General features: G+C 71.1%; 20 protein-coding genes. 13 read left to right on the top strand and 7 right to left on the bottom strand.

Features of this window, described 5'->3' with window-relative positions:
* Positions 1 to 42 precede the first annotated feature (42 nt).
* Positions 43 to 669 carry a TetR family transcriptional regulator gene (locus ABZ833_RS16300; RefSeq protein WP_361046695.1) on the bottom strand — a complete coding sequence of 209 codons (627 nt, stop codon included), beginning with the start codon at positions 667 to 669 and terminating at the stop codon, positions 43 to 45.
* Positions 670 to 775: 106 nt separating this feature from the next.
* On the opposite strand from ABZ833_RS16300, the gene ABZ833_RS16295 reads away from it, so the two are divergent.
* From ABZ833_RS16295 to ABZ833_RS16285, 3 genes are all read left to right on the top strand, one after another.
* Positions 776 to 2,233: an FAD-dependent monooxygenase gene (locus ABZ833_RS16295; RefSeq protein ID WP_361046693.1), complete on the top strand. Its 1,458-nt coding sequence runs from the start codon at positions 776 to 778 to the stop codon at positions 2,231 to 2,233.
* Between the two features lie 274 nt (positions 2,234 to 2,507).
* Entirely contained in the window at positions 2,508 to 3,428 is a 921-nt protein-coding gene (locus ABZ833_RS16290; RefSeq protein ID WP_361047482.1) for a DMT family transporter, read from the top strand.
* 51 nt (positions 3,429 to 3,479) lie between these two features.
* Positions 3,480 to 4,400 carry a LysR substrate-binding domain-containing protein gene (locus ABZ833_RS16285; RefSeq protein WP_361046691.1) on the top strand — a complete coding sequence of 307 codons (921 nt, stop codon included), beginning with the start codon at positions 3,480 to 3,482 and terminating at the stop codon, positions 4,398 to 4,400.
* A gap of 658 nt (positions 4,401 to 5,058) precedes the next feature.
* Here ABZ833_RS16285 and pepN read toward each other — a convergent pair.
* Positions 5,059 to 7,626: an aminopeptidase N gene (pepN, locus tag ABZ833_RS16280; RefSeq protein WP_361046689.1), complete on the bottom strand. Its 2,568-nt coding sequence runs from the start codon at positions 7,624 to 7,626 to the stop codon at positions 5,059 to 5,061.
* Between the two features lie 284 nt (positions 7,627 to 7,910).
* On the opposite strand from pepN, the gene ABZ833_RS16275 reads away from it, so the two are divergent.
* Both ABZ833_RS16275 and ABZ833_RS16270 read left to right on the top strand, forming a co-directional pair.
* Positions 7,911 to 9,155 carry a flavin-dependent oxidoreductase gene (locus ABZ833_RS16275; protein WP_361047479.1) on the top strand — a complete coding sequence of 415 codons (1,245 nt, stop codon included), beginning with the start codon at positions 7,911 to 7,913 and terminating at the stop codon, positions 9,153 to 9,155.
* Between the two features lie 164 nt (positions 9,156 to 9,319).
* Positions 9,320 to 9,820, top strand: coding sequence for a DUF1203 domain-containing protein (locus ABZ833_RS16270; RefSeq protein ID WP_361046686.1), 501 nt, complete (start codon positions 9,320 to 9,322; stop codon positions 9,818 to 9,820).
* 26 nt (positions 9,821 to 9,846) lie between these two features.
* On the opposite strand, the gene ABZ833_RS16265 is transcribed toward ABZ833_RS16270, so the two are convergent.
* Positions 9,847 to 10,713, bottom strand: coding sequence for a LysR family transcriptional regulator (locus tag ABZ833_RS16265; protein WP_361046684.1), 867 nt, complete (start codon positions 10,711 to 10,713; stop codon positions 9,847 to 9,849).
* 93 nt (positions 10,714 to 10,806) lie between these two features.
* On the opposite strand from ABZ833_RS16265, the gene ABZ833_RS16260 reads away from it, so the two are divergent.
* The gene (locus tag ABZ833_RS16260) at positions 10,807 to 12,054 is read left to right on the top strand and encodes an MFS transporter (protein ID WP_361046681.1); all 1,248 of its coding nucleotides are present in this window, start codon (positions 10,807 to 10,809) and stop codon (positions 12,052 to 12,054) included.
* A gap of 45 nt (positions 12,055 to 12,099) precedes the next feature.
* On the opposite strand, the gene ABZ833_RS16255 is transcribed toward ABZ833_RS16260, so the two are convergent.
* Entirely contained in the window at positions 12,100 to 13,116 is a 1,017-nt protein-coding gene (locus ABZ833_RS16255; protein ID WP_361046679.1) for an aspartate-semialdehyde dehydrogenase, read from the bottom strand.
* 197 nt (positions 13,117 to 13,313) lie between these two features.
* Between ABZ833_RS16255 and ABZ833_RS16250 the strand changes: the two genes are divergently transcribed.
* The 3 genes from ABZ833_RS16250 to ABZ833_RS16240 are packed head-to-tail and all read left to right on the top strand — an operon-like array spanning position 13,314 to position 15,606.
* Positions 13,314 to 13,841, top strand: a complete 528-nt coding sequence (locus ABZ833_RS16250) for a sigma-70 family RNA polymerase sigma factor (RefSeq protein ID WP_361046676.1) — start codon at positions 13,314 to 13,316, stop codon at positions 13,839 to 13,841.
* Positions 13,842 to 13,843: 2 nt separating this feature from the next.
* Positions 13,844 to 14,599: a hypothetical protein gene (locus tag ABZ833_RS16245; protein WP_361046674.1), complete on the top strand. Its 756-nt coding sequence runs from the start codon at positions 13,844 to 13,846 to the stop codon at positions 14,597 to 14,599.
* 56 nt (positions 14,600 to 14,655) lie between these two features.
* On the top strand, positions 14,656 to 15,606 hold the full coding sequence (locus tag ABZ833_RS16240) for a molybdopterin-dependent oxidoreductase (RefSeq protein WP_361046672.1): 951 nt from the start codon (positions 14,656 to 14,658) through the stop codon (positions 15,604 to 15,606).
* A 45-nt stretch (positions 15,607 to 15,651) separates the two neighbouring features.
* Here ABZ833_RS16240 and ABZ833_RS16235 read toward each other — a convergent pair whose 3' ends face one another.
* Positions 15,652 to 18,948: a S8 family serine peptidase gene (locus ABZ833_RS16235; RefSeq protein ID WP_361046670.1), complete on the bottom strand. Its 3,297-nt coding sequence runs from the start codon at positions 18,946 to 18,948 to the stop codon at positions 15,652 to 15,654.
* A gap of 210 nt (positions 18,949 to 19,158) precedes the next feature.
* Positions 19,159 to 19,707 carry a CGNR zinc finger domain-containing protein gene (locus ABZ833_RS16230; RefSeq protein WP_361046667.1) on the bottom strand — a complete coding sequence of 183 codons (549 nt, stop codon included), beginning with the start codon at positions 19,705 to 19,707 and terminating at the stop codon, positions 19,159 to 19,161.
* 113 nt (positions 19,708 to 19,820) lie between these two features.
* Here ABZ833_RS16230 and ABZ833_RS16225 point away from each other — a divergent pair, with 113 nt between their 5' ends.
* Both ABZ833_RS16225 and ABZ833_RS16220 read left to right on the top strand, forming a co-directional pair.
* Positions 19,821 to 20,279 carry a VOC family protein gene (locus tag ABZ833_RS16225; protein ID WP_361046665.1) on the top strand — a complete coding sequence of 153 codons (459 nt, stop codon included), beginning with the start codon at positions 19,821 to 19,823 and terminating at the stop codon, positions 20,277 to 20,279.
* A gap of 51 nt (positions 20,280 to 20,330) precedes the next feature.
* Positions 20,331 to 21,251 carry a pyridoxamine 5'-phosphate oxidase family protein gene (locus ABZ833_RS16220; RefSeq protein WP_361046664.1) on the top strand — a complete coding sequence of 307 codons (921 nt, stop codon included), beginning with the start codon at positions 20,331 to 20,333 and terminating at the stop codon, positions 21,249 to 21,251.
* A 102-nt stretch (positions 21,252 to 21,353) separates the two neighbouring features.
* Here the strand turns inward: ABZ833_RS16220 and ABZ833_RS16215 are convergent, their stop codons facing one another.
* Complete coding sequence (locus tag ABZ833_RS16215; protein WP_361046661.1) at positions 21,354 to 22,511, bottom strand: transposase; 1,158 nt, start codon at positions 22,509 to 22,511, stop codon at positions 21,354 to 21,356.
* A 268-nt stretch (positions 22,512 to 22,779) separates the two neighbouring features.
* Here ABZ833_RS16215 and ABZ833_RS16210 point away from each other — a divergent pair, with 268 nt between their 5' ends.
* Together ABZ833_RS16210 and ABZ833_RS16205 are read left to right on the top strand one after the other, a co-directional pair.
* Entirely contained in the window at positions 22,780 to 23,235 is a 456-nt protein-coding gene (locus ABZ833_RS16210) for an NUDIX hydrolase (RefSeq protein WP_361046659.1), read from the top strand.
* 248 nt (positions 23,236 to 23,483) lie between these two features.
* Positions 23,484 to 25,286, top strand: coding sequence for a TIGR03767 family metallophosphoesterase (locus ABZ833_RS16205; RefSeq protein WP_361046656.1), 1,803 nt, complete (start codon positions 23,484 to 23,486; stop codon positions 25,284 to 25,286).
* The last annotated feature ends 12 nt before the right edge of the window (positions 25,287 to 25,298 follow it).

The raw sequence follows: 25,298 nt of genomic DNA, 5'->3' as shown, positions 1-25,298 counted from the left end.
TCAACGAAGAGCCCCTACGCGTGTGTCACACAGGCGTGCGCGTCAGGCCGCGTACGCCTCAGGGCCCTCGGCAGTGAGGTAGCGCTGGACCGTCGGCCCGGCCCAGTCCACGACCTCCTCGCCGGACAGCGCGACCACCGGCGGAAACCGCAGCACATAGCGGGTCAGCGCCATGCCGAGGATCTGTGAGGCGCAGAGCCCGGCCCGCGCGGGGGCATCGGCGGGGTCGGGGCAGACGTGGCGCGCGACCGGCAGCAGCTGGTCCTTGAAGATGCCCTGCATGCGCTCGGCGCCCGCCTCGTTCGTGATGCCGACGCGGAGCATCGCGGTAAGCACCTCGTCGGTCTCCCAGACGTCCAGGAAGTGCCTCACCAGGGCCCGTCCGACGTCCTCGCGCGGCACCGCGCCGAGATCGGGCAGCCGCAGATCGATGGAGCAGGCCGCGGCGAACAGGCCCTCCTTGTTGCCGTAGTAGCGCATCACCATCGACGGATCGATCCGCGCGTCCTTGGCGATGGCACGGATGGTGGCCCGTTCATAGCCGTCGGCGGCGAACCGCTCACGGGCGGCGGCCAGGATCGCGCCGCGGGTCGCATCGGAGCGGCGGGGCGGTGCTGCGGGCGCTTCGACGGCCGTCCGGGTCGCTGAATCGGGTGCACTTTCAGTCATGCCAACAAGCGTAGGCCAACATGTGTTGACAGTCCAGGATGCCGGTCCTACGTTAGCCAACAAGCGTTGACCAACAGTTGTTGGCACAAGCCACGAGGAGGCCGCCATGAACGGAACCCAGGACACGACCGGCACCGCGAACCCTGCCGTGATCGTCGTCGGCTCCGGCCCCACCGGGCTGCTGCTCGCCGGGGACCTGGCCGCCGCGGGCGTCCCCGTCACCCTGCTCGAGAAGCGGCCTCACGAGATCAGCAACCTCTCGCGCGCCCTGGTGCTGCACGCCCGCACCCTCGAGCAGCTCGACGCGCGCGGCCTCGCCGACGAGCTGGAGGCCAAGGGCAGGACGCTCGACCGCCTGCGCCTCTTCGCCCGCCTCGAAGTGGGCCTCGACAAGCTGCCCTCGCGCTACAACTACCTCCTGGTCCTGCCGCAGTACGAGGTGGAGCGGGTCCTGGAGCGGCGGGCGATCGAGGCCGGTGTCGACTTCCGGTACGAGAACGAGGTCACCGGGCTCACCCAGGACGCGGACGGCGTGACGCTCGAAGTCCGGGGCCCCGGTGGGGAGTCGAGCACGCGAAGGGCCGCGTACGTCGTCGGCGCCGACGGACTGCACAGTCCGGTCCGCAAGGCCATCGGCCTGCCCTTCCCCGGGAAGTCCGCGATCCGCTCCCTCGTCCTCGCCGACGTGAAGCTCGCCGAGAAGCCCGAGTCGGTCCTCACGGTGAACGCCGCCGGTGACGCCTTCGCCTTCATCGCGCCCTTCGCCGACGGCTATTACCGCGTCATCGGCTGGAACCGCGCCCACAACGTCCCCGACAGCGAGCCCCTCGACCTCGAAGAGGTCAAGGAGATCACCCGCCTCGCGCTCGGCCGCGACTACGGCATGCACGACGCCCGCTGGATGTCCCGCTTCCACAGCGACGAGCGCCAGGCGCCCGAGTACCGGGTCGGCCGGGTCTTCCTCGCCGGGGACGCCGCGCACGTCCACACCCCGGCGGGCGCGCAGGGCATGAACACCGGCCTCCAGGACGCCGTGAACCTGAGCTGGAAGCTGGCGGCGGCGGTCGAGGGCCGTGCGCCGGAGGGCCTCCTCGACAGCTACCAGTCGGAGCGGCACCCCATCGGCAAGGCGGTCCTGCGCAGCAGCGGCGGGATCGTGCGCCTCGCGATGGCCAAGCGCCCGTGGTCGATCGCGGCCCGCGCCGTGCTCGCGTCCTTCATCAACGCCGTGTCCCCGGTCCGGAACAAGGCGATCGGCCAGATCACCGGCATCGGCTACACCTACCCGGCCCCGAAGGGCGCCCACCGCACGGCCGGGCACCGCGCTCCGGACGTCGCGCTCAAGGAGGGGCGGCTGTACGAGGCTCTGCGCGAGGGTGAGTTCGTGCTGATCGCTCCGGAGGGAGCGGAGTACGGCGGGGTAGGGCGCTCCGTCGTGACGCACTGGGTCAGCGGCCGGCGCACGACCGTCCTCGTCCGCCCCGACGGGTACGTGGCGTGGGCGGCGGAGGAGGCGGACGCGGGGGCGGTGCGGGCGGCGCTGGGGGAGTGGGGCGCGGCGTAGAGCCGTAACCGTTTCGGTCCGGAACCGTTCAGTCAGGATCGTTCAGTTCAACTTCAAAGAATCCTCGAAAAGATTCGATGGACCTGATGGGTGTGGGGGTGCGACGGTAGTCCCGCAGCCAACCAAGAGATCAGCCAAGAGATCCCCGCCGGGTGGTGCCCACCCAGGCGGGGTTCGTGTTTTCCCGGGCCGACCGGGAGAGAGACAAGGGATATCAGTGACTGTCCTGGACCGGACGACCCCCCTGCACGCCGAGCCGAACGCGTCGAAAGCCTTGCCCCCGACGGCGGCGAGCAAGGCGCAGCGGGCCGCAGGCCCCATCGGCCTCGGCCTCGCCCTCGCGGCGCTCGCCACGGTCGTCTGGTCGGGCAGCTTCGTCACCTCCCGCGCCCTGGCCGACAGCGTGCCGCCCATTCAGCACGCGTTCTGGCGCTGGATCATCGCGATCGTGGCGGTGGCGCCGTTCGCGGCGCGCCAGACGTGGCGGCAGCGGGCCCTGCTCCGTAAGCACATCGGCTTCCTGCTCGCCGCCTCGCTCCTCGGCGTGACCATCTACAACACCCTGGTCAACCAGGCGGGCGTCACCACCACCGCGGGCAACATGGGCATGATCATGGCGGCGTCGCCGGTCCTGATGGCGGTGTACGAGCGTCTCGGCGGCGCGAGGCTCGGCGCGCGCCGCGTGGCCGGCATGCTGATCGCCTGCGCGGGCGTTCTGGTCCTGGTCTCCGGGGGATCGCTCTCCATGGACTTCGCGGTGGGTGACCTGTGGGTGATCGCGGGGGCCGTCTCCTTCGGCTCGTACAGCGCGCTGCTCAAGCGCAAGCCCGCGGAGATCGGCGGACTGCCGTTCCTGTTCGCGACGTTCACGCTCGGCGCGCTGATGCTGCTTCCGGTGTTCGTGGCCAGCTATGTGCTCCAGGGCGGCTTCGAACCGACCGTCGGCACGGTCTCCCCGCTCCTGTACGTCGGTGTCGTCTCCTCCGCGATCGCCTTCTTCGCCTGGAACAAGGCGATCTCGATCATCGGCGCCGCGCGTGCCGGGGTCATCTACTACCTCCAGCCGGTGTGCGTCGCCCTGCTCTCCTTCGCGGTGCTCGGCGAGGCGATGGGGTGGCTGCAGGTGATGTGCATGGCGCTGATCCTGGGCGGGGTCGTGCTGGGCGCGGCGCGAGCGAAGCCGCGCTCGGAGTAGGGGGCGCGTCCCGTGGGATCACCTCTCCTGACCAGTCGGTACGTTGACTCCATGAGCGAGTGGGACATCAAGAAACTGCAGATCCTGCGTACGTTGAGTGAGCGGGGCACGGTCACGGCGACGGCGCGGACGCTGCAGATGACGCCGTCGGCGGTGTCGCAGCAGCTGTCCAACCTCGCGAAGCAGCTGGGGGTGCCGCTGCTAGAGGCGCACGGGCGGCGGGTCCGCCTGACGGACGCGGCGCACCTCGTGCTGCGTCACGCGGAGGCAGTCTTCGCCCAACTGGAGCTGGCCGACGCGGAGTTGGCCGCGTATGCGCAGGGCGAGGCGGGGGAGGTGCGGGTCGGGGCGTTCTCGACCGCGGTGCCCGCGCTGGTCGTTCCCGCGGTGCGGGAGCTGAGGGCCGCGGCGCCGGGGATCTCGGTGCGGGTCCGTGAGGTGGAGGCGGCGGAGGCGTACGAGTTGCTGGCCGCGGGGGAGGTGGACGTGGCCCTCTCCTTGGCGGTGACGGCGCCGGCCGCGGCGGACGCGGACACGCGCTTCACCCGGGAGTCGCTGCTCGCGGACCCGCTGGACGTGGCACTTCCGGTGGACCACGCGCTGGCGGATGCGGAGGGTCTGAGGCTCGCGGACCTGGCGGCGGAGCCGTGGATCTTCGGGGGCAGCGGTCCCTGGTCGGAGATCACGCGGGCGGCGTGCGAGGGGGCCGGGTTCACGCCCGAGCAGGCGCATTCCGCCTCCGGCTGGACGGCGATCCTGGCGATGGTGGAGGCGGGGATGGGGGTCGCCCTGGTCCCGCGGATGGCGGCGGTTCGCCGTGACGGCGTGGTGATGCGGTCCCTGTCCGCGGACCGGCCCCGCCGCCATGTGGTGGCGGCGGTTCGCCGTGGGGCGGCGGGGGGAGCGGGGGTCAGCAGGGTCTTGTCGGCGCTCCGCTCCGCGGTTCCCCTGCGGGGGGCGGAGGCGGAGTAGCTCTGCACCGGGGGTGCGTCGCGGCTGCCGTGCCGACCGGGTTCTGCGTCTGCGGGCCGCCACCGGGCTTCCCGCGCTGCGCGCGGATCTCTCCCACCCGCCCACCCGTTACCCCGCAGTGTCAGCGTGGCCCGGTTCTGCGTCTGCGGGCCGCCATCCCGACTTCCCGCGCTTCGCGCGGATCTCGCCCACCCGCCCACCCGCCCACCCGATACCCCGCGGTGGATGGGTGGCCGGGTTCTGCGTCTGCGGGCCGCCACCGGACTTCCCGCGCTCCGCGCGGATCTCTCCCGCCCACCCGCCCGGTGCCCCGCAGTGGATGGGTGCCGGGGCTTTCGTCTGCCGCTCGTATTCGTCCTTCCCGCGCTCCGCGCGGATTCTCCCGCCCGCCCACCCGATCACCCCGCAGCTACGGGGCAGTCGGGTGGGTGGGTGGGAAAGATCCGCGCGCAGCGCGGGAAGGTGGGAAGTCGGAGGGCGGCGCTCAGGCCGTAGTCCCGATCACCCTGTGGCCGCGGGGCAATCGGGCGGGTGGGTGGGAGCATCCGCGCGGAGCGCGGGGAAGGGGCAGACGGCCGGTAGGCGGGGGTATCCGGGAGGGATGGTGGCCGAGGCCGGCGGGGGAGAGGGAAAGGGGCCGCCGGCCTCGGGGGCGGGGCTAGGCGTCCGCCGACTGGGCCCGCAGCGCCCTTTCCACGCCCGCCCGGGACTCCGTGATCAGGCGGCGCAGGGCCGCCGACGGGGACGCCGAGGCCAGCCACGCGTCCGTCGCGTCCAGCGTGGCCTGGGAGACCTGGAGCGACGGATACAGGCCCACCGCGATCTGCTGCGCCATCTCGTGCGAGCGCGAGTCCCACGCACCCTTGACCGCGGCGAAGAACTTCTCCGAGTACGGGGCGAGGAGTTCGCGCTGGTCCGTCTGGACGAAGCCGCCGATCACGGACTCCTGGATCGCGTTCGGCAGCTTGTCGGACTCGACGACCGAGGCCCACGCCTCCGCCTTCGCCTCCGGCGTGGGCCGCGCCGCCCGCGCCGCAGCGGCATGCCGCTCGCCCGCGGCCGTCTTGTCACGGTCGAGCTCCGCCGTGATCCCGGCCTCGTCGAGCCGCCCCGTCGCCGCGAGCCGGTGCACGAAGGCCCAGCGCAGCTCCGTGTCCACCGCGAGGCCCTCGACGGACTGCTTGCCCGAAACGAGCTCCTCCAGGAGCGTCAGCTGCTCTTCCGTACGCGCCGTCGCCGCGAACGCCCGTGCCCACGCCAGCTGGTGGTCACTGCCCGGCTCCGCCGAGCGCAGGTGCGAGAGCGTCGCCTCGGTCCAGCGGGCGAGCGCCTCCTCGCGCCCGGCAGGCGCCGCGTACAGCTCAAGGGCCATCTTCACCTGGCGGTGCAGCGACTGCACGACCCCGATGTCCGACTCCTTGGCGATGCCGGAGAGGACCAGCGACAGGTACTCCCGCGTGGGCAGTTCCGCGTCACGCGTCATGTCCCACGCCGAAGCCCACGACAGCGCCCGCGGCAGCGACGCCTCGAAGTCACCGATGTGCTCCGTCACGTACGCGAGTGAATCCGTGTCCATGCGGACCTTCGCGTACGACAGGTCGTCGTCGTTCAGGAGGATCACCGCAGGGCGCCTGCGGCCCACCAGCTCGTCCACCGACGTGAGTTCGCCGTCCACGTCCAGCTCCACGCGGTCCGTGCGCAGCAGCTTGCCGCTCTCGTCGTCGAGGTCGTACAGGCCGATCGCGATCCGGTGCGGGCGCAGCGTCGGCTCGCCCTTCGCGCCCGCCGGGAGCGCCGGTGCCTCCTGCTTGACCGCGAACGACGTGATCCTGCCGGACGTGTCGACGTCCACCACCGGACGCAGGACGTTGATGCCCGCCGTCTCCAGCCACTTCTTCGACCACGTCTTCAGGTCGCGCCCGCTGGTCTCCTCAAGGGCGCCGAGCAGATCGGACAGGCGCGTGTTGCCGAACGCGTGCGCCTTGAAGTACGCCTGCACGCCCCGGAAGAACTCGTCCATGCCGACGTACGCGACGAGCTGCTTGAGCACGCTCGCGCCCTTGGCGTACGTGATGCCGTCGAAGTTGACCAGGACGTCGTCGAGGTCCCGGATGTCCGCCATGATCGGGTGGGTGGAGGGAAGCTGGTCCTGGCGGTACGCCCATGTCTTCATGGAGTTGGCGAACGTCGTCCAGGAGTGCGGCCAGCGCGAGTTCTCCGCGTACGCCTGGCAGGCGATGGACGTGTACGTGGCGAACGACTCGTTCAGCCAGAGGTCGTTCCACCACTCCATCGTCACCAGGTCGCCGAACCACATGTGGGCCAGCTCGTGGAGGATGGTTTCCGCGCGCGTCTCGTACGCCGCGTCCGTCACCTTCGAACGGAACACGTACTGGTCGCGGATGGTCACCGCGCCCGCGTTCTCCATCGCGCCCGCGTTGAACTCCGGCACGAAGAGCTGGTCGTACTTCGCGAAGGGGTACGCGTAGTCGAACTTCTCCTGGAACCAGTCGAAGCCCTGCCGGGTGACCTCGAAGATCGCGTCCGAGTCGAGGAACTCGGCGAGCGAGGGACGGCAGTAGATGCCGAGCGGAACCGACTGGCCGCCAGGACCCTCGTACGAGCTGTGGACCGAGTGATACGGACCGACGATGAGCGCCGTGATGTACGTCGACATGCGCGGCGTGGGCTCGAAGACCCAGACATCACCGCTGGGCTCGGGCGTCGGCGAATTCGAGACGACCGTCCAGCCGGACGGCGCCTTCACGGTGAACCGGAACGTCGCCTTGAGATCGGGCTGCTCGAAGGAGGCGAAGACGCGGCGCGCGTCCGGGACCTCGAACTGCGTGTAGAGGTAGGCCTGTTGGTCGACCGGGTCGACGAACCGGTGCAGACCCTCACCCGTGTTGGTGTAGTCGCAGTCGGCGACCACCTTCAGCTCGTTCGGCCCCGCCTCCAGGTGCTTCAGCGCGATGCGCGAGTCACGGAAGACGGCGGCCACGTCCAGCGAGTGTCCGTTGAGGACGGCCTCGTGGACCGCGGGGGCGACCAGGTCGATGAAGGTCTCGGCGCCCGCCTCGGCGGAGTCGAAGCGCACCGTGGTCACCGACCGGTAGGTGCCGCCCTCTTGCGCGCCGGAGAGGTCGAGATCGATCTCGTACGAGTCAACGGTGAGCAGCTTCGCCCGCTGCTGCGCCTCTTCGCGGGTCAGATTGGTGCCGGGCACGCGGTCATCTCCTCAGGAACGTCAGGTACGACTTGTGGCGTTTCCGGCCATCCTTCCACGTGGGTCGGCGGGAGTGCCCGGCCATTGTCCGGCGGCCGCCGTGCGGCATTGTTCGCAGGCTGCCGTGCCGCTAGCATCCGCGCGTCGACTCACGCCCCGGGGGGAGCGTTCATGGGACTCCGACGGTCACTGCGATTACCGCGCCTGCCGCGATTACCAGGATCACGACGACTGCCGCGATCACGACGGTCACCGCGCTCGCGTGGCGCGAGGTGCGCCCCATGATCGACGTACTCGTCGTGGGAGCCGGGATCGGCGGGCTCACCACCGCGCTCAGCCTGCACGCGGCGGGCATCGGGGTACGGGTCGTCGACGCGGTGGACGAGCTGCGGCCCGTCGGGGTCGGCATCAACCTTCTCCCGCACGCCGTCCAGGTGTTGACGGAGCTAGGCCTCGGCGCCGAACTTGCCGCCACGGCCGTGCCGACCGCCGAGACCGTCCACTTCGACCGGCACGGCAACCACATCTGGGGCGAGCCGCTCGGCCTCGCGCGCGGCCACCACTGGCCGCAGTACTCCCTGCACCGAGGCGCCCTGCAGCTGATCCTCCTGGACGCGGTGCGCGACCGCCTCGGTGACAACGCTGTCCAGACCGGTACGGCCTTCGTGCGGTACGCGGAGCCTGAAGGGTCCGGGGCGCTGCGGGTGACCCTGCGGGACGTGCGGCGCGGGCGGGAGTTCGCGGTGCCGGTGCGGGCCCTGATCGGGGCCGACGGGCTGTACTCGGCGGTGCGGGCCCGGCTGCACCCCGGGGAGGGCCCGCCGCTGTGGAACGGCATCCGGATGTGGCGGGGCGTCACCGAGTGGGATCCGGTGCTCGGCGGCCGGACGATGGCGTTCGCGGGCAGCAACGCGACCGCGAAGCTCGTCGTCTACCCGATCTCGCGGGAGGCGGAGACGCGGGGGCGTGCGCTGCTCAACTGGGTGGCGGAGGTGCGCTTTCCGAGGCATCACCACGGGGCGCCGGGCCCGGTGGACTGGAACCGCGCGGGCCGCCTCTCCGATGTCCTTCCGCACTTCTCGGGTTGGCGGATCGGGGACTTGGACGTGCCCGCGCTCCTTGCCGCGACCGGGGCGACGAGCCGGATCCTGGAGTACCCGATGGTGGACAGGGACCCCCTGCCGTGGTGGGGCCGCGGCCCCGTGACGCTCCTGGGCGACGCGGCCCATCCGATGTACCCCGTGGGGTCGAGCGGGGGCTCGGAAGCGGTACTTGACGCGCGGGTGCTCGCGCAGTGCGTGGCCCTCGCCGGGGTGGACCGGATGAGCGGGCTGCGGGCCTACGAGGCACAGCGGTGGGGCCCCGCCAACGCCGTGGCCCTGGCCAACCGGGCTATGCCGGTGGACGCGGTGCTGTGTGCCGTGGCGGAGAGGGCGCCGGAGGGGTTCGTGCGGGTGGAGGACGTGTTGACGGGGGAGGAGTTGGCGGGGCTGGGGGAGGGGTATCGGCGTATGCGGGGGTGTTGGTAGCGGTCGTTCCAGCCTGTCCGGCGTTTGAGGACGAACTCGGCGGAGCCGGTGATGACGGCAGCCAAGGCCCCCGCGCCAGCGGGTTTTTGGGAAGGGGCGGGGTTGGGGAAAGCAACGTCTGAAATCCGCCAGCCCCACCCACCCGCACGCGCGACCCTCAACCCATGACCTACACCCCTCGCCCCATAACCCCCCTCGCCCTCAAGCAACTCCGCGAGACCGACGACGCAGGCCGCCCCTGCAACCCCTACGTGGACAGGGAAGGCGGCGACCCCCTCCGCTGCTGCCTCCGCCCCATCGCCCCCGGCGAACACGTGGCCCTCGTCTCGTACGCCCCCCTCCGCCGCTGGGCCGAGGAGACCGGCGCCACCCCCGGCGCCTACGACGAGCAGGGCCCCGTCTTCATCCACGCACAGGACTGCGAGGGCCCGGCGCCCAGCGGCGACGGCGCGTACCCCTTCGCCCGCCCCGGAGCCCTCCGCACCCTCCGCCGCTACAACGCCGAAGGCCACATCGTCGGCGGCCGCCTCATGGAGATCCCGGACCCCGCGACGGAAGGCTTCGACGCCGCCTTCGCCGAGGCCTTCGCGGACTCGCAGGTCGCCCTCGTGCACGTCAGGGCCGTGGAGTACGGCTGCTTCCACTTCGAGGTACGCCGCGACTGAGGAGCCGCATCTACAAAAAACCACTCCTACGAAACTGCCCCCACCGCCCGCGCGAACGCCCGCACCCGCTCCGTCTCCCCGTCCCGGCGCCACACCATCCCGAGCACCGAATCCGGCACCCCCTCCACCGGCACGAACGTGACGTCACTCCGCCCGTGGTACTCCGCCGTGGGGCGGCACAGCAGCATCGCCCCGCGCCCGGCCGCGACCAGCGTCAGCCCCTCCTGGAGGGTGCGCACCTCCGGCGCGGGGGCGGGAGAGGGTGCCTGCGCCGCGCGCCAGTAGGCCGGTGCCGGCGCCGTCGCGGAGATCAGCGGCGTCCCCGTCAGCTCGTCCGCGCGCAGCGACGCACGGCCCGCGAAGGGATGGCGTACCGACACCGCGACCGTCTGCTGCTGGCGGGAGAAGAGCGGGCCGAGCACCAGGTCGGGCTCCTCGACGGGAAGGAGCACGATCGCCGTGTCCACGTCCCCGTGCCGCACCGCCCCGAAGGGATCCGCGAACGGCACCTCCACGATCTCCGTCACGCAGCCCGGATGCCGCTCCTGGAAGCCGGTGATCGCCCCCATCAGACGCGCGTCCGCCGTCCCCTGGAAGCCGATCCGCAGCCGCCCCGTGACCCCCCGCGCGGACTCCCGCGCCGTGTCCACCGTGGCGCTCAACACCTCGTACGCAGGGCGCAGTTCGGCCAAGAAGCGCTCGCCCGCCGGAGTCAGCCGCACCCGTCGGCTCGACCGCTCCACGAGCCGTGTGCCGATCCGCCGCTCCAGGTTCCGCAGGAGTTGGCTGACGCGGCTCTGCGAGACGTAGAGCCGCTCGCCCGCGCGGCCGAAGTGCAGCTCGTCGGCGAGTGCCATGAAGCACTCCAGCTCGCGAATCTCGAGCCCACTCAACCGGCACACCCCCTTCTCATCCATTAGCCCCGCTCATTCAAGGATGAGATCTTCGCCGTTGTTCCCGGCAGGCGTCCGACGAAGGCTTGACCCATGAAAGCCACCCCGGACACATCCCCCGAACTCCCCGAACTCCCCGAACTCCCCGAAGCCGCCGAGCCGCAGCGCTCCCTGCCCCTGCCCCTGTCCGTCCTCACCGTCGCCGCCACCACCTTCTCCGTCGTCACCACGGAAATGCTGCCGGTCGGCCTCCTCACCTCCCTCTCCTCCGGGCTCGGTGTGTCCGACGGGACCGCGGGCCTGACCGTCACGCTGCCCGGCGTGGTCGCGGCGCTCGCCGCCCTGCTCCTTCCCGTCGCCGTGCGGCGCGCCGACCGGCGGACGGTGCTGTGCGCGCTGATGGTCCTGCTCGCCGCCGCCAACCTCCTCTCCGCCCTCGCGCCCGCCTTCGGCGTGCTGCTCGCCGCGCGGGTTCTCGTGGGGGTCTGCATCGGGGGCGTGTGGGCGATCGCGGCCGGGCTCGGCGTACGGCTCGTGCGCGAGGAGTCCGCGGGGCGGGCCACCACGGTGATCTTCAGCGGGATCGCGGTGGCGTCCGTGCTCGGCGTCCCCGCCGGTACGTTCCTCGGCGAACTCGCGGGCTGGCGCTGGGCGTTCGCGGTGATGGGGGCGTTCGCGCTCGCCGTGGCCGGGCTGCTCGCGGTGACGCTTCCGCCACTGCCGTCCTCGGCGGCGCTGCGGCTCGGCACGTTCCCCGGGCTGCTGCGGGGTGCGCGGCTGCGGGCCGGGCTCCTGGTGGTGCTGCTCCTGGTGACCGGGCACTTCGCCGCGTACACCTACGTACGCCCCGTACTGGAGCGGGCGCCCGACCTGGGCGCCGGGCTGATCAGCGGGCTGCTTCTCGTGTACGGGATCGCGGGCATCGTCGGCAACTTCGTGGGCGGCGCGCTCGCGGCCCGCGACCCGCGCCGGGCGCTGCTCGCCATCAGCGCGGGCCTTGCCGCCGTGGTCCTGCTCCTTGGCCCCGCGGGCGGCTCGCTCCTCGCGTCGGTGGCGCTCCTGGTCGCGTGGGGTCTGGCCTACGGCGGGGTCTCGGTCTCCACCCAGCAGTGGGTACTCGCCGCGGCGCCCCGCGCCCGTGAGGCGGCGGCGGCGCTCTTCGCCGGGGTGTTCAACGCGGCGATCGCCCTGGGCGCGCTGACCGGCGGCCTGGTCGCGGACGGCTTCGGGACGACGGACGTGCTGTGGCTCGGGGGCGGCCTCGCGGCGCTCGCGCTGCTCGTCGTGGGGTGCGCGAAGGGGGCGGACGCCGGGCACGCGAAGGGGGCGGCCACCGAATGACGATCGGTGTCCGCCCCCATCGGCGTACGTATGACGAGGTGGGACCTAGCCCTTGAGCTCGGCCGCCACCAGTTCCGCGATCTGCACCGCGTTGAGCGCGGCACCCTTGCGGAGGTTGTCGTCGGAGATGAAGAAGGCCAGGCCGTTCTCCGCCGTCTCGTCGGTGCGGATGCGGCCCACGAAGGCGTCGTCCTTGCCCGCCGCGACCAGCGGGGTCGGGACGTCCGTGAGGACGACGCCCTCGGCGGAGCCAAGGATCTCGGTGGCGCGCTCGGCGCTCAGCGGACGCTCGAAACGGGCGTTGACCTGGAGCGAGTGACCGGTGAAGACCGGCACGCGGACGCAGGTGCCGGAGACCTTGAGGGCCGGGATCTCCAGGATCTTGCGGGATTCGTTGCGGAGCTTCTGCTCCTCGTCGGTCTCGTTCAGACCGTCGTCGACGATGGAGCCCGCCATCGGCAGGACGTTGTACGCGATCGGCGCGACGTACTTGTTCGGCGCGGGGAACTCCGTGGCCGAGCCGTCGTGCGTGAGCTTGGGGCCGTCGTCGCCGACCTTCTTGACCTGCTCGAAGAGCTCGTCGACACCGGCGAGACCCGAGCCGGAGACGGCCTGGTACGTCGCCACGACGAGCGCGGTGAGCCCGGCCTCCTTGTGCAGCGGCTTCAGGACCGGCATGGCGGCCATCGTCGTGCAGTTCGGGTTGGCGATGATGCCCTTGGGACGGTCCGCGATCGCGTGCGGGTTGACCTCGGAGACGACGAGGGGGACCTCGGGGTCCATCCGCCAGGCCGAGGAGTTGTCGATCACGACGGGCCCCTGCGACGCGACCTTCTCGGCCAGCGCCTTCGAGGTGGCGCCGCCCGCCGAGAACAGGACGATGTCGAGGCCGCTGTAGTCGGCCGTCGAGGCGTCCTCGACCGTCACACCGTCGAGGACCGAGCCGGCCGAGCGGGCCGAGGCGAACAGACGCAGCTCGTCCACCGGGAAGTCCCGCTCGACGAGGATCTTGCGCATGACCGTGCCGACCTGACCGGTGGCTCCGACGATTCCGACCTTCACAGGGACATCCTCCGTATGTGCATGGGCACAGGCTTTGGCCTGCGCCGGTTCCATGATGCGTCTGTCCACGGGCGCCTTGTCCAATCCATTGTCCGAAGTTCGGGATGTCACATTCCCGTGGACCGCACCTGGACCTGGACCGAACGTTTCGGGCGCTCCCGGCGTCCTAGGGGAAACGCGGGGACGGGAGGGGTGTCTTGCTGCGCGGAAGAACGCGACGGGATCGGCGGGAGAGGGCGGATCCGCTCGACGCGGCCCAGGAGGACCGGGTGCGGGCGGTGCTCGCGCTCGGCGGGGTGCCGCACGCCGATCTGCCCGACGGCGTCCAGCAGGTCAGGCTCAAGCTCCTGGAACGGGCGGCGGACGGGCGCGAGGCGCCGCGTGACGTGTCCGCGTGGGCGGCGGTCGTCGCCTCCAACCTCGCCATGGACTGGCACCGGGCGCGCCGCAGGCAGGAGCGGCTCGGGGAGCGGCTCGCCGTGCTGTGGCGGGAGGCGACGGACGAGGACGGGGCGGAGTCACGGGCGCTGTCGATGGCCGTGACCCAGGGCCTGGACGCGCTGCCCGACACGCAGCGGCAGGTCGTCGTCCTGCGCTTCTACGCCGATCTGCCGGTACGGGCGATAGCCGACGAGCTGGGCATTCCGGAGGGCACGGTCAAGAGCAGGCTGCATACGGCGGTACGGGTGCTGCGGACGCGGCTGCACGAGGGCGAGGTGGTGTGACGGTGGCCAGGGACGAGTACGACGCGCTGACGCTCGCTCTCGCGGGCGAGCCGCTGCCCGAGGACTCCGCGCGGGACCCGGAGCTCGTGGCGGAGCACGCCGCGGCTGTGGCGGATGTCGCACTGCTTCGAGAGCACATCGGGGCGGTGGGCCGGGCTCTGGCGGCCCCGGAGCCGGAGCCGGAGCCGGAGCCGGTGGCTGTGCCGAAGCCGGTCGCCGGTGTACGTCCCGCCGGTGTACGTCCCGCCGGTGTACGGCGGCGCCTGACGCTGGCGCTCGGGGTCGCCGCGGCCACCGCGGCCGTCTCGCTGGTGGGCGGGCTCGCCTGGCTCGCGGTGGAGAGCGGGGGCGGGATCACCGAGAGCTCCGACTCCGACGCGGCGAAGGGGGCGGCTCCGGGGGATGAGAAGGAGAACGGTGGCGGAGCCGCCGAGGATCTCTCGCCCGAGGGGTACGTGGCGTGCGCGCGGCTCATCGTGGAGGGCACGGTCAACCGGGTCGAGCCGATCCCCGGAGCGGAGCAGGAGCGGATCGTCCTGGACGTCTCCCGCTACTACAAGCCCGTCAGCGGCAAGAAGCAGATCACGTTCGTGATGGACGTGGACGTGGACCCGCCGCTGCGCCCCGGCGACCGGACGCTGATCGGCATCGACCGTGGAGACGCGTCGCCGACCGTCTGGTCCACGGGCAAGGCCGTGGCCAAGGACAGGGCGTGGATCGAGCGGGCGCTGCCCAGGGCGAAGGGGCTCACGTGTTAGACGGCGTTCGGCGCGGGTTCTACATGTAAGGACTGAAATAGCTCTACGCTTACTACATGACGACCCAAGTGCCCGCGCCCGGAACCGGACGACCCGACTTCACGCCGACCGACGACGTCTTCGTCAGGAAGCACCTGGGCGTGCCCGACATCGACGTCGCGGACTGGACCCTGACGGTGGAGGGCCTGGTCGAGCGCCCCCTGCGCCTGGACATGGACGCCGTCCTCGCGCTCGGGACGGAGCGGCTGCCCGCCTTCCACGAGTGCTTCGGGAGCCCGTTCGCGCCGGACGTGCCGACGCGGGCGGTGGCGCAGGTGGAGTGGGCGGGGGTGCCGCTCGCCGCGCTCCTGGACCGGGCGGTGCCGTTGGCCGCGGCGCGGCACGTCTGGTTCGAGGGTGCGGACACGGGGTCGTTCCAGGGCCAGGACGGGCTCACGTACGTCAAGGACCTGCCCCTGTCGGTGGCCCGCGGCGATGTCTTCCTCGCGCACCGGATGAACGGGGAGCCGCTCAGTGCCGAGCACGGGTTTCCGCTACGGGCGGTGGTGCCGCGGATGTTCGGCACGAACTCGGTGAAGTGGCTGACCCGGATCGTCCTGGCGGACCGCAGGGCGGAGGGGATGTTCACCACGCGGTTGTACAACCGCGTCCTGCCGGGGGACTCGGAGCCGCGTCCGGTGCGGGAGGTCGACGTGAGCAGCAAGTTGTTCGCGCCGGGGGACGGTGAGCAACTCCGCGCTGGGGTCGTGGAGTTGAGTGGCCGAGCATGGAGCACGACGGAGATCGTGGGCGTCGAGGTCTCGGTCGACGAGGGCGCCTGGGAGGCTGCTGAGGTGGACCCGCCTGGCTCCGGCCCGACGTGGCAACGCTTCTCCCTGGAACGGGAGTTGACGCCGGGTGAGCATCGGATCCGCTGCCGGGCGAGGGATCTCGCGGGGCGCGTACAGCCGCTCGCGGGGGCGCGTAATGCGGTGCACGAGGTGGGGGTCGAGGTGGCCGGAGGGTGAAGTACGGGCCGGGCTGGAGGGATCCAGCCCGGCCCGCGTGACTGCCTACGGAGCAGACACCTTCTCGATCAGGACACTGCCGGTCCCGGCGACCGTGCCCCGGCCGTTCAGCAGAGACACCTCGCCGAACAGCTGACGCCCCTCGGCCGCGGGCGCGTCCGCCGCGACCTGGGCGGAGACCTCCGCGGAAGCCCCGTTCGCCAGCTTCACCGGCGCCGACTCGTCCACCTTCACCGAGCCGAGCGCGCCCGAGAAGAAGACGTCCCGGTAGTCGTACGCCGTGGTGCCGGACGGGATCGAGTAGCCCGCCACCTCGATCTCGTACGTACCCGCCGCGGGCTTCTTGAGGCTGACCGACTCCTCCGAGTCGCCGTCCGCCGACGAACCCACGACCGCCCCGTCCTTCGAGACCGACAGGTCGAGGTCAGCGGCGGTGTCCGCCGTCGAACCGATGGCGACGTCGAGCCGCTCCGCGCCCTCGGGCACGACCACGGTCGTCGTCTGCGTCTCACCCTGCTTGATCGAGGGCTTCGCGGCCTTCGCCGAGCCGAGCGGGCCGCCCTTCAACTTGCCGTCCACCGCGGCGAAGTTGTTGGTGACCTTCCAGGAGACGGGCGCCGGAGTACCGACCTTCGCCTCCGGCACCGTCTGCACGGCGGGGTCGAAGGCGACACCCAGAGCGGAGACGTCCAGCTTGTAGGGGTTGTCGAGGAGCGGCGACGTCCTGCGCGACTCGACCTCGATCTCCCACACGCCCGCCTGCGGCTCGGGGTACGAACGCAGGTCGGGGCGGCAGGTGTTGGCCGGGTTGTCGTAGTTCGCGTAGCAGGTCAGCGACGACGTCGAGTCGACCGGGACGCCGTACGGGTGCACCGCGATGAACCGCGTCTGGCTCTTGTCCTTCAGGCCGCCGAGCGCCACCTCCAGGGACTTGGCGCCCTTGGGGACCGTCACGAAGTACGACTTGGTGCTGTTGCGCTGCACCGCGCCGGACCCCGAGAACGTGTACGCGGGCTTCGCGAGCGGCGTCGAGACGACGACCGTCGACATGATCTGCTGGTCGATGCCCTCGCTGCGCTCGTCGTCGACGGTCAGGATCGCGCTGTGCAGACCGGCCGACTTGGCCTTCGCCTGCACCTTGACCGTGACCGGCTTGTTCAGCGGCAGCGTCACGTCGCCGTCGCCGAGCAGCTTGAAGGTGCCCTCGTCGTTGTTGACCAGGTCCAGCTCGTGGCGGATGGAGCGGTCCGGGCCCGAGGTGCGGGTGACCGTGACGTCGTACGTCCGCTTCTGGCCGGTCTTCAGGCCGCCCTCACGGTCGTAGATGCCGGTGCCGGGCTTCTTCAGCTCCTGCTCCAGGGCGGTGTCGACCGGGGCCTTCACCGTGTACGTGTGCGCCTTCGCGTCGTCCTCGATGGCGTTCCAGGCGTCGACCACGTTGATCTGGCCGGTGCCCTGCGCGTACGCCTGCTCGCCGCGGATGCGGTCCGCCGTCGAGGTCAGCGCGGTGCGCAGCTTCGCCGGGGTCAGGTTGACGCCCTCACGCTTCGCGGCGGAGAGCAGCAGCGCCGATGCGCCCGCGGCCTGCGGGGACGCCATCGACGTACCCTGCAACATCGAGTAACCGGCGGGGAGTTGGTAGCCCGCCTCGGCGACCGGGGAGCCCGGCAGCCAGGTCTGCGTCGTGTTGATGGCCGAGCCGGGCGCGGAGATGATCGGCGCGAAGCCGCCGTCCTCGCGCGGGCCGCGCGAGGAGAACGGCATCATCGCGTACGACTTCTTCACGGCGGAGCCGTAGTTGGCGGCCCAGGTCTCCTTGGAGATGGAGGCGCCGACGGAGATGACCTTGTCGGCGAGGCCGGGGTCGCCGATGGTGTTCGCGCCGGGGCCCGAGTTGCCCGCGGAGATCACCAGCTGGACGCCGTACTCGTCGATGAGGCGCTTGTAGAGCTCGGCGCGCGCGTTGTTGCCGTCGTTCAGCGCCGGGAGGCCGCCGATCGACATGTTCACGATGTCGACGCCGCGCTTCGTCACGAGGTCGATCATGCCCTCGGTGAGCGCGACGTTCGTGCAGCCGCCGGTCCAGGTGCAGGCGCGCGAGGAGACGAGCTTGGCGCCGGGCGCCGCTCCGTTCATCTTGCCGCCGAACAGGCCGTTGGCCGCGGTGATGCCCGCGACGTGCGTGCCGTGCTCGGACTCGATGACGCCGATGTTGACGAAGTCGGCCTTCTTGCCGACCCAGTCGCCGCCGTAGGGGTCGGTCGGCACGTCCTTGCGGATCTCGACGACGAAGGGGACGCGCTCGACGACGTCGGTCGCCGGGTCGTCCTTGCCGAAGTAGGAGACCTGGTGGTCGTCCTTGTACGGCTTCATCGTCTCGTCGTCGGTGAAGTCGTTGTTGTCGTTCAGGTCGACACGGACGGTGCCCGCGGCCGGGTCGTAGAGCACGCCCCAGCTGTCGGTGGTGTCGCCGTCGCGGTTGATGTCGCCCTTGGCGTCGCCGCCGGTGGTGGCCGACTCGCGGAAGCGGTTGACCTGGAAGGAGCCCGCCGGGGCCTTCCACGTCTCGCTGTCCCAGGTGAAGACGGGGCCTGTGACGGGGTTGGTCATCCGCCGCCAGGTGCTGTCCGCGTCCACGATCGGGTCGGTGGCGGTCACCCAGTCGGTGATCTTCCGCTCGCCCGTGGTGGTCTTCCGGAGCGCGGGGTGACCCAGGTCGACGCCGGAGTCGAGGATGCCGATGGTGGTGCCGCGGCCGTCCGCCTTCGGGTGCTTCTTCACGAAGTCGACGGCGCCCGTCTCGAAGGACGGGTTGTACGGGTTCTTCGCCGGAGTGTTCTTGCCGGGCCCGGCGTACGTCCCCTCGGCCGCCGTCTTCGCGCCCTTGGCGCGGTCGGCGGCGGGCGTCGGGTCGTCCAGCTCGATCTCGTGCCGCAGGTCGATGCCGTGCACGGACGACAGCTTCCCCGCGGCCTCGATGGCGGCCCCGGCCTTCGCGGTGGGCACGGTGGCGCGCACGTAGCCGAGCTTGTCGTACGTCTGCCCGACCGAACCGCCCTTGACGGCGTCGAGCTGGCCGGCGACCTGCTCGGTGGCGCCGGGAGCGGTGGCGACCATCATCGTGACGGTCTTCTCGCCGTCCGCCTTCGCGTCCGCGAGGAGATCGGCGTCGGCCGAACCGAGCTTCTTCTCCGCGGACTTGGGGGTGCTCTGGCCTCCAGGGCCCCCGGGGTCCCCGTCGGCCGCGAAGGCCATGGGTATGGGCCCGGCGGCGGAGAGCGCGGCGGTCAGGCCGACGGCTATCGCGAGACGGGTCGTGCGTCTAGCACTGGATCTGTGCATCAGCATCCCTGTACGTAAAGGTCGAAAAGGTCCGGAATCCGGAACCGGATGACCGCTCAGCCTTACGTAAGTGACTGCTGTTTGGGGAGAGTTGTCCGGAGAGGATCAGAGGGTGGCGTAATCCCGCCATGCGCCATCGGTGACATAGCGGATGATTCGGAAGCCTGAGGGGGAGGGTGGGAGCCCTTGCGCCTCTGCGCCTCTATGCCTCTACGCCTCGCGCACCCGCGCGTAGTGCCGCGATGCCTTGGCCCGGTTGCCGCACCCGGCCATGGAGCACCAGCGTCGGGTCCCGTTCCGCGAGGTGTCGAAGAAGTGCAGGATGCACGCCTCGTGCGCGCAGGGGCGGATCCGGTCCGGGGCGGTGGCGAGGAGCGTCAGGTAGTCGCGGGCCGCCAGCCATGCCGCACCCCAGGTCGCGTCCTTGAACTCGGGCTCCTCGCCCGGTCCTTGCGCGGTCAGGGTCGCCCGGATGCGCCCGTGCCCGAGGATCTTGTCGACGCGGGCGATGCCGACGGGGTCGTCGGGGCTGTCCACGGCGGACGCGAGCGCGTCGCGCGCCCGCAGCACGTGTTCCAGCGTCGCCTCGTCCGCACCGAACCGGTCATCGAGCCCGTGGGCGGCGAGCCAGACGGCGAGCCCGTCGACATCGGTCAGCAGATCCTGGCGCGCGCCGTCCGCCATCCACCGGGTGTTGAGCAGGTCGAGGGAGAGCGGCTCGCCGACGAGCGGGCGCGGATCGCGGGGTGCGGCGGACATGGGGGCTCCCTTCAGGACTAACCAGCAAAGAGTACGTGACTGGTTGACGCCCTCCCCTTCTAACCCCTAAAGTCACATTCACAGGTTAGTTCACTTCGGGCAAGGGGAGAGTCATGACCGCGACCGGCACACTGCGCACCGGCCACATCGGCCTGAACGTCACCGACATCGAGCGCTCGCTCGCCTTCTACCGCGACGTCATCGGCTACGGCGTGATCAGCGAGGGCAAGGAAGAGGGCCGCAGGTTCGCCTTCCTGGGCGAGGACGGGAGCCCCGCGCTCACGCTCTGGCAGCAGGCGGACGCGGCATACGCGGCTTCGAACGCGGGCCTGCACCACCTGGCGCTCGAGGTGGACACCATCGAGGAGGTGCGGGCGTACGAGAGCGCTCTGCGCGCGTACGGAGTGGAGTTCGCCTACGAGGGAGTCGTCCCGCACGGCGAGGGCGCGGCGTCCGGCGGGATCTTCTTCCACGACCCGGACGGAACGCGCCTGGAGATCTATGCGGGGTCCGGCGTGGCAGCCTCGGACGCTGCTCCGGTGGCGGCGGCGCCGAGCTGCGGCTTCTTCTGACCGCGCCCTGGCCCGCTCACCCATTCACCCATTGACTCGGCAGGGAGTGACATGACCACCCCGCACACCCCGTACCACCACGGTTCCCGCGCCGTTCAGGACCTCGTCGGCGTGCGGGAGACGGCCGATCACGTGGGCCGGTCCATCGGCGACGGCATCCGCCCCGTCGCCGCCGCCTTCCTGGAGATCCAGCCCATGCTGGTGATCGGCGGCGCGGACCCGGCGGGCGCCGTCTGGGCCTCGCTGCTCACCGGTGAACCGGGGTTCGTGCGGGCCACGGGGCCGCATCAGATATCGGTCGCGGGCGGCCTGCGCCGAGCCGACCCCCTCGCGCGGGCCCTCGCCCAGGAGGGCGCCCCCGTGGGCACCATCGCCCTGGACCCCCGCACCCGCCGCCGCATGCGCCTGAACGGACGGGCGCGGCCGACCCCCCGGGGTCTGGCGATCGAAGCCGACCAGGTCTTCTCGAACTGCCCCAAGTACATCCAGAAGCGCCAACTCGACCCCGACCGCAATCCAGGCGGCCCCTCCACCCCCACCCGCACGCCGGAACTCACCGCCGAACAGCGCACGCTCATCGCCGCCGCCGACACCTTCTTCCTCGCCTCCGTCCACGCGCACGGCGCCGACGCCAGCCACCGGGGCGGCAATCCCGGCTTCGTCCGGGTCGCGTCACCCACCGAACTCACCTGGCGGGACTACCCCGGCAACGCGATGTTCCTGACCCTCGGCAACCTCGCCACGGACCCCCGCGCCGGCCTGCTCTTCCTCGACTGGACGACCGGAACGACCCTCCAACTCACCGGTACGGCCCGCACCACCCACGACGACAACGGCTCCCGGACCCTCCACTTCACCCTCACCGAGGCGATCCAGACGCACGCCGCGAGCCCTTGGCGATGGTCCGCACCGGAGTACTCGCCTGCCAATCCCAGGAGGACTAGCGTCACTCTGTCAACTTCTCGGCCGTGAACGACCGAGCTTGTGCGGCTCTGGTCATTCACGCCTCGTCGCGCTCCCGACTACCCCCTACGACGGGACGGTCACGGGTCGCATCTTCCTGTTCCGGGCTGGTCAGCCCGGAACAGGAACGGGTGCGTTGACGAGCACCCACGCCGAGCGTGCGCGGTTGCGCACGTTGACCCCGGCGACGTGATCGGCGGGCCCCGCGAGGCCGCACCGACGACAGCGGAAGTGGTCCCGAGTGCTGCGGTTGGCGCGCTCGGTGTTCCCGCAGCGCGGGCAGCACTGCGAGGTGTGGGCCGGGTCCACCTCTAAGAACGGCACCCCGGCCCGGCGGGCCTTGTAGGCGAGGTGCGCTCCGAGTTGGTGGAAAGGCCAGGAGGAGAGCGTGGCGCGCTGGTCGCGGCGAAGCCGTACCCGATCGCGAATGCCACCGAGTTCCTCGACGGCGATCCCGCGACCGGTGCGTTGGGCGACCGCCACGATCTCCTTGGCGATGCGGTGGTTCACATGGGTGGCATGACGGGACTCCTTCTTGGCGCGCCGGGCGAGCCGTCGCACGGACGAGCGGGTCTGTTTGGCCTGCAGTTCGCTGCGCTTGGCTGCGTGCCAGCGGCGGTAGCGGACCAGGCGGCGGCCTTGGTAGTTGGTGCCGTCGGAGGTGGTGGCGAGGTTGACGATGCCCCGGTCCACGCCGAGGAAGTCGACCGGTTCGAACACCTCGGGGTCGGGGATGTCGCAGGTGGCCAGGAGATACCACTTGCCCTTGGTGTAGATCAGGTCGGACTCGCCGCGACGGAACTCCGCCAGGGTTTTGAGCTGGTCCACCTGGCCGGTGTAGTGCAGGCCCTTCAGCCTGCCGTTCAGGGTCCAGATCGAAACCGTGCGGGCGCCGTGCTGCCAGGACAGACACCGGTCGTCGAACGGTTGGGCGGCCTGGGCCCGGAAGGCGAGCGGTGAGCCGGTCGCCTTCGCCCAGCGCTTCGAGCCGACCTTGCCCAGGTTCCCCGACCTCAGGTTCGTGCGCAGTGTGGCGTACGCGTCGACGGTCTTCTTGATGGCCCGCACGGCAGGCTGGGCGGACAGGCCGAACGTCGACTTCACCTCCGCGTAGACGAGCTTCTGCAGGTCGTTACGGGAGTAGACGTTCTGCTCGAACGCGACCCGTGCCGCATAGGTGGCGGCACGGTTGCAGGCGCGCAGGGTCGCCTCGAGTGCCGCCGCCTGCTCGGGCGTCGGCAGCAGCTTCACCCGCACCACCAGTTTCATGACACTCGGCCGTAGGGGGAGTCCCCACCACCCCGTGGTGTAGCAGCGATCACTGCAGGAGCTGCTCCTGCGCCAACTGACGCCGACCGGGCATCGGGTAGATAACGAAGCTGCATGTCGACCACCGTACGGCCGTGACGTGGGCGTCCCGCTGAGGAAGATCGCAAGAGGCCGACACTGTCGTTTCCTTGAACATGCGCGTTCCAATTCGGTGATCGTATGTCGGTTCGAGGCCTCACTGATCGGCATCCGGCTCTAACGTTTGAACGTGAACCGGGAGCTTCGGGTGGCGGCCTACGCCGTATGCGTACAGGACGGGCAGCTGCTGCTCGCCCGCTGGGTGGCGGGCGACGGCAGCAAGCGCTGGACGCTGCCCGGCGGCGGGATGGACCACGGCGAGGACCCGTACGACACGGTGATCCGCGAGGCCGACGAGGAGACGGGGTATGTCGTCGAGCCCGTCGTGCTGCTCGGTGTCGACTCCCTGCGGCGCCGCTATCCGCGCAAGCTCGGCGCCGTCGCCGACTTCCACGGCCTGCGCATCGTCTACGAGGCGCGCATCACCGGCGGCGAGCTGCGTCACGAGCGGGACGGTTCGACCGATCTCGCGGCCTGGCACGCGCTGGACGCCGTCGCCGGACTCGACCGGGTCGGGCTCGTCGACATCGGGCTCGACCTGTGGCGGGCCCGCCCCGACGACGGACACCTGGCGGTCCCCTCCTGAGCCCGCGCAGGGCCTTCCCTTCCCCGGAAGATGAACGTGGAGTGACCGCCTCCTCTCCGTCCGGAGAGGGGTTCATGACTGCACAGGGTGCCTGATGATCCACGTACGGTGATCGGCGTTGCCCGTTGCGGTCTCGTTAACGTGCAGGTCATCCCGGATGTCAACGATCCAGTACGAGCGGGAAATTCGCCCACTGCGGCGCTGCCCGCGACCACTGCCGACGCGTTTGCAATCGGGGAGACCGCGCCATGTCGCGCACACGCTCTGTCGCCACCGCCGCCCAGACCGCCACCCACGCGGCCTCTCGTGCCGCATCCCGTGCCGCTTCCTCCGTGGACCGCCGGGCCTTCCTCGCGACCACCGGAGCCGTCTCCCTCTCCGCGGGCATCGGCTACGCCCTGCGGCCCGCCACCAGCCACGCCGCCGCCAGCGGCCCCGCCCCCGTCGCGCTCTCCCGGCAGGCGCCCGCCGCGCCCCTGATGCCCTACCGGGGCGGCACCACGCTGGGCACCGTCGCCGCCCCGCGCGGCACGTCCGGCTACCGGCGTCTGGGGGACGGGCCCGCCTGGGACCGGGTGGTCCGCGGTGACCTCGCCGCCGCCAAGAGCGGCCGCGAGGGGCGGCGCACCCCGCTCGCCGCGTTCGTCCAGTTCACCGACCTGCACCTGGTCGACGTGCAGCATCCGCTGCGGTACGAGTATCTGCGCGCCCAGACCGCGAGCGCCTGGCGCCCGCAGGAGGCCCTCTCGGTGGCCGGCGCGGTCGCGCTCGTCGAGCGGGTCAACGCGCTGCGCGGCGCGCCCGCCACCGGGTCGCCGCTGCACTGCGTGGTGACGACGGGCGACAACACGGACAACAACTCACGCTCCGAGCTCGACTGGTTCCTCAAGACCATGAGCGGCGGGCGCATCAACCCCAACACCGGTGACCCGCGCCGCTACGAAGGCGTCCAGAACAGCGGCCTCAAGCTGTACTGGCACCCGGACGACGACCGCCGCGACTCCGACAAGGCCCTCGGCTTCCCGCAGATCGACGGCTTCCTGGAGGCCGCGCTCCGCGAGGTCAACAGCCCCGGGCTCGGCCTCCCCTGGTACTCGACCGTCGGCAACCACGACGCGCTGCCCGGCGGCTGCTGGGGACCCGGTGACTCGTACTTCTCCGAATTCGCCGTCGGCGGGAGGAAGTTGATGTCCCTGGACGAGTCGCGCGGCGCCGCCCTGTGGAAGGCCGTCAAGAAGGGCCGCGACCCCAAGGGCGCACAGTTCAAGGAGCTCCTGAAGAGCGAGGCGCGGCGGATGCGCTCGGTCACCCCGGACGAGAGCCGCGCACCCTTCACCCCCGCCGAGTACGTCAAGGCCCACCTCGACCCGGCGTACAAGGGGCACGGGCCCGCGGGCCACGGCTACACGCAGGAGAACCTCGAATCCGGCACCCAGTACTACTCCTTCCGCATCAGCGACGACGTACTGGGCATCAGCCTGGACTCGACGGACCCCGGCGGCCACTACGAGGGCTCGCTCGGCGCGGCCCAGATGGACTGGCTGGAGCGGGAGTTGAAGGCCAATGAGGCGAAGGACGGCGGCGGTTCGTACGTCGTCGTCTTCAGCCACCACACCAGCAGGACCATGCGCAATCTGCGCCAGGACCCGGAGCGCCCGAGCGAGGGCAGGCACGGGGGCGACGAGATCGTCTCCCTGCTGGGCCGCCACTCCTCCGTCCTCGCCTGGGTCAACGGGCACAGCCACAAGAACGCCATCACCGCGCACCAGACCCCGCGCGGTTCGTTCTGGGAGGTCTCCACGGCCTCGCACATCGACTTCCCGCAGCTGGCCCGCGTGGTGGAGCTGAGCGACAACCACGACGGCACGATCTCCCTGTTCACCACCCTCATCGAGTCGTCGGCGCCACACCGCACGGACTACGCGGACCTCTCCCAGACCGGCCTCGCCGCGCTCTACCGCGAACTGTCCTTCAACGCCCCCGGCGCCAAGCCCGCGCTGGGCGGCGAGCCGGGCGACCGGAACACGGAACTGATCCTCAAGAAGGGCTGAAAACCGCCCAAC

Source organism: Streptomyces sp. NPDC047525 (assembly GCF_040643025.1).
In the GTDB taxonomy this organism is placed as follows: domain Bacteria; phylum Actinomycetota; class Actinomycetes; order Streptomycetales; family Streptomycetaceae; genus Streptomyces; species Streptomyces durmitorensis.
Note: the sequence above shows the minus strand (reverse complement) of the source record. Positions and strands in the feature narration are given on the sequence as shown.

Bases quoted from the DNA above. Each gene is read 5' to 3' on its own strand.
- ABZ833_RS16270 (WP_361046686.1), top strand. From the start codon at position 9,320: ATGACCTACACCCCTCGCCCCATAACCCCCCTCGCCCTCAAGCAACTC.
- ABZ833_RS16215 (WP_361046661.1), bottom strand. From the start codon at position 22,511: ATGAAACTGGTGGTGCGGGTGAAGCTGCTGCCGACGCCCGAGCAGGCG.
- ABZ833_RS16230 (WP_361046667.1), bottom strand. From the start codon at position 19,707: ATGTCCGCCGCACCCCGCGATCCGCGCCCGCTCGTCGGCGAGCCGCTC.
- ABZ833_RS16300 (WP_361046695.1), bottom strand. From the start codon at position 669: ATGACTGAAAGTGCACCCGATTCAGCGACCCGGACGGCCGTCGAAGCG.
- ABZ833_RS16225 (WP_361046665.1), top strand. From the start codon at position 19,821: ATGACCGCGACCGGCACACTGCGCACCGGCCACATCGGCCTGAACGTC.
- ABZ833_RS16285 (WP_361046691.1), top strand. From the start codon at position 3,480: ATGAGCGAGTGGGACATCAAGAAACTGCAGATCCTGCGTACGTTGAGT.
- ABZ833_RS16240 (WP_361046672.1), top strand. From the start codon at position 14,656: ATGACGACCCAAGTGCCCGCGCCCGGAACCGGACGACCCGACTTCACG.
- ABZ833_RS16260 (WP_361046681.1), top strand. From the start codon at position 10,807: ATGAAAGCCACCCCGGACACATCCCCCGAACTCCCCGAACTCCCCGAA.
- ABZ833_RS16220 (WP_361046664.1), top strand. From the start codon at position 20,331: ATGACCACCCCGCACACCCCGTACCACCACGGTTCCCGCGCCGTTCAG.
- ABZ833_RS16205 (WP_361046656.1), top strand. From the start codon at position 23,484: ATGTCGCGCACACGCTCTGTCGCCACCGCCGCCCAGACCGCCACCCAC.
- ABZ833_RS16295 (WP_361046693.1), top strand. From the start codon at position 776: ATGAACGGAACCCAGGACACGACCGGCACCGCGAACCCTGCCGTGATC.
- ABZ833_RS16235 (WP_361046670.1), bottom strand. From the start codon at position 18,948: ATGCACAGATCCAGTGCTAGACGCACGACCCGTCTCGCGATAGCCGTC.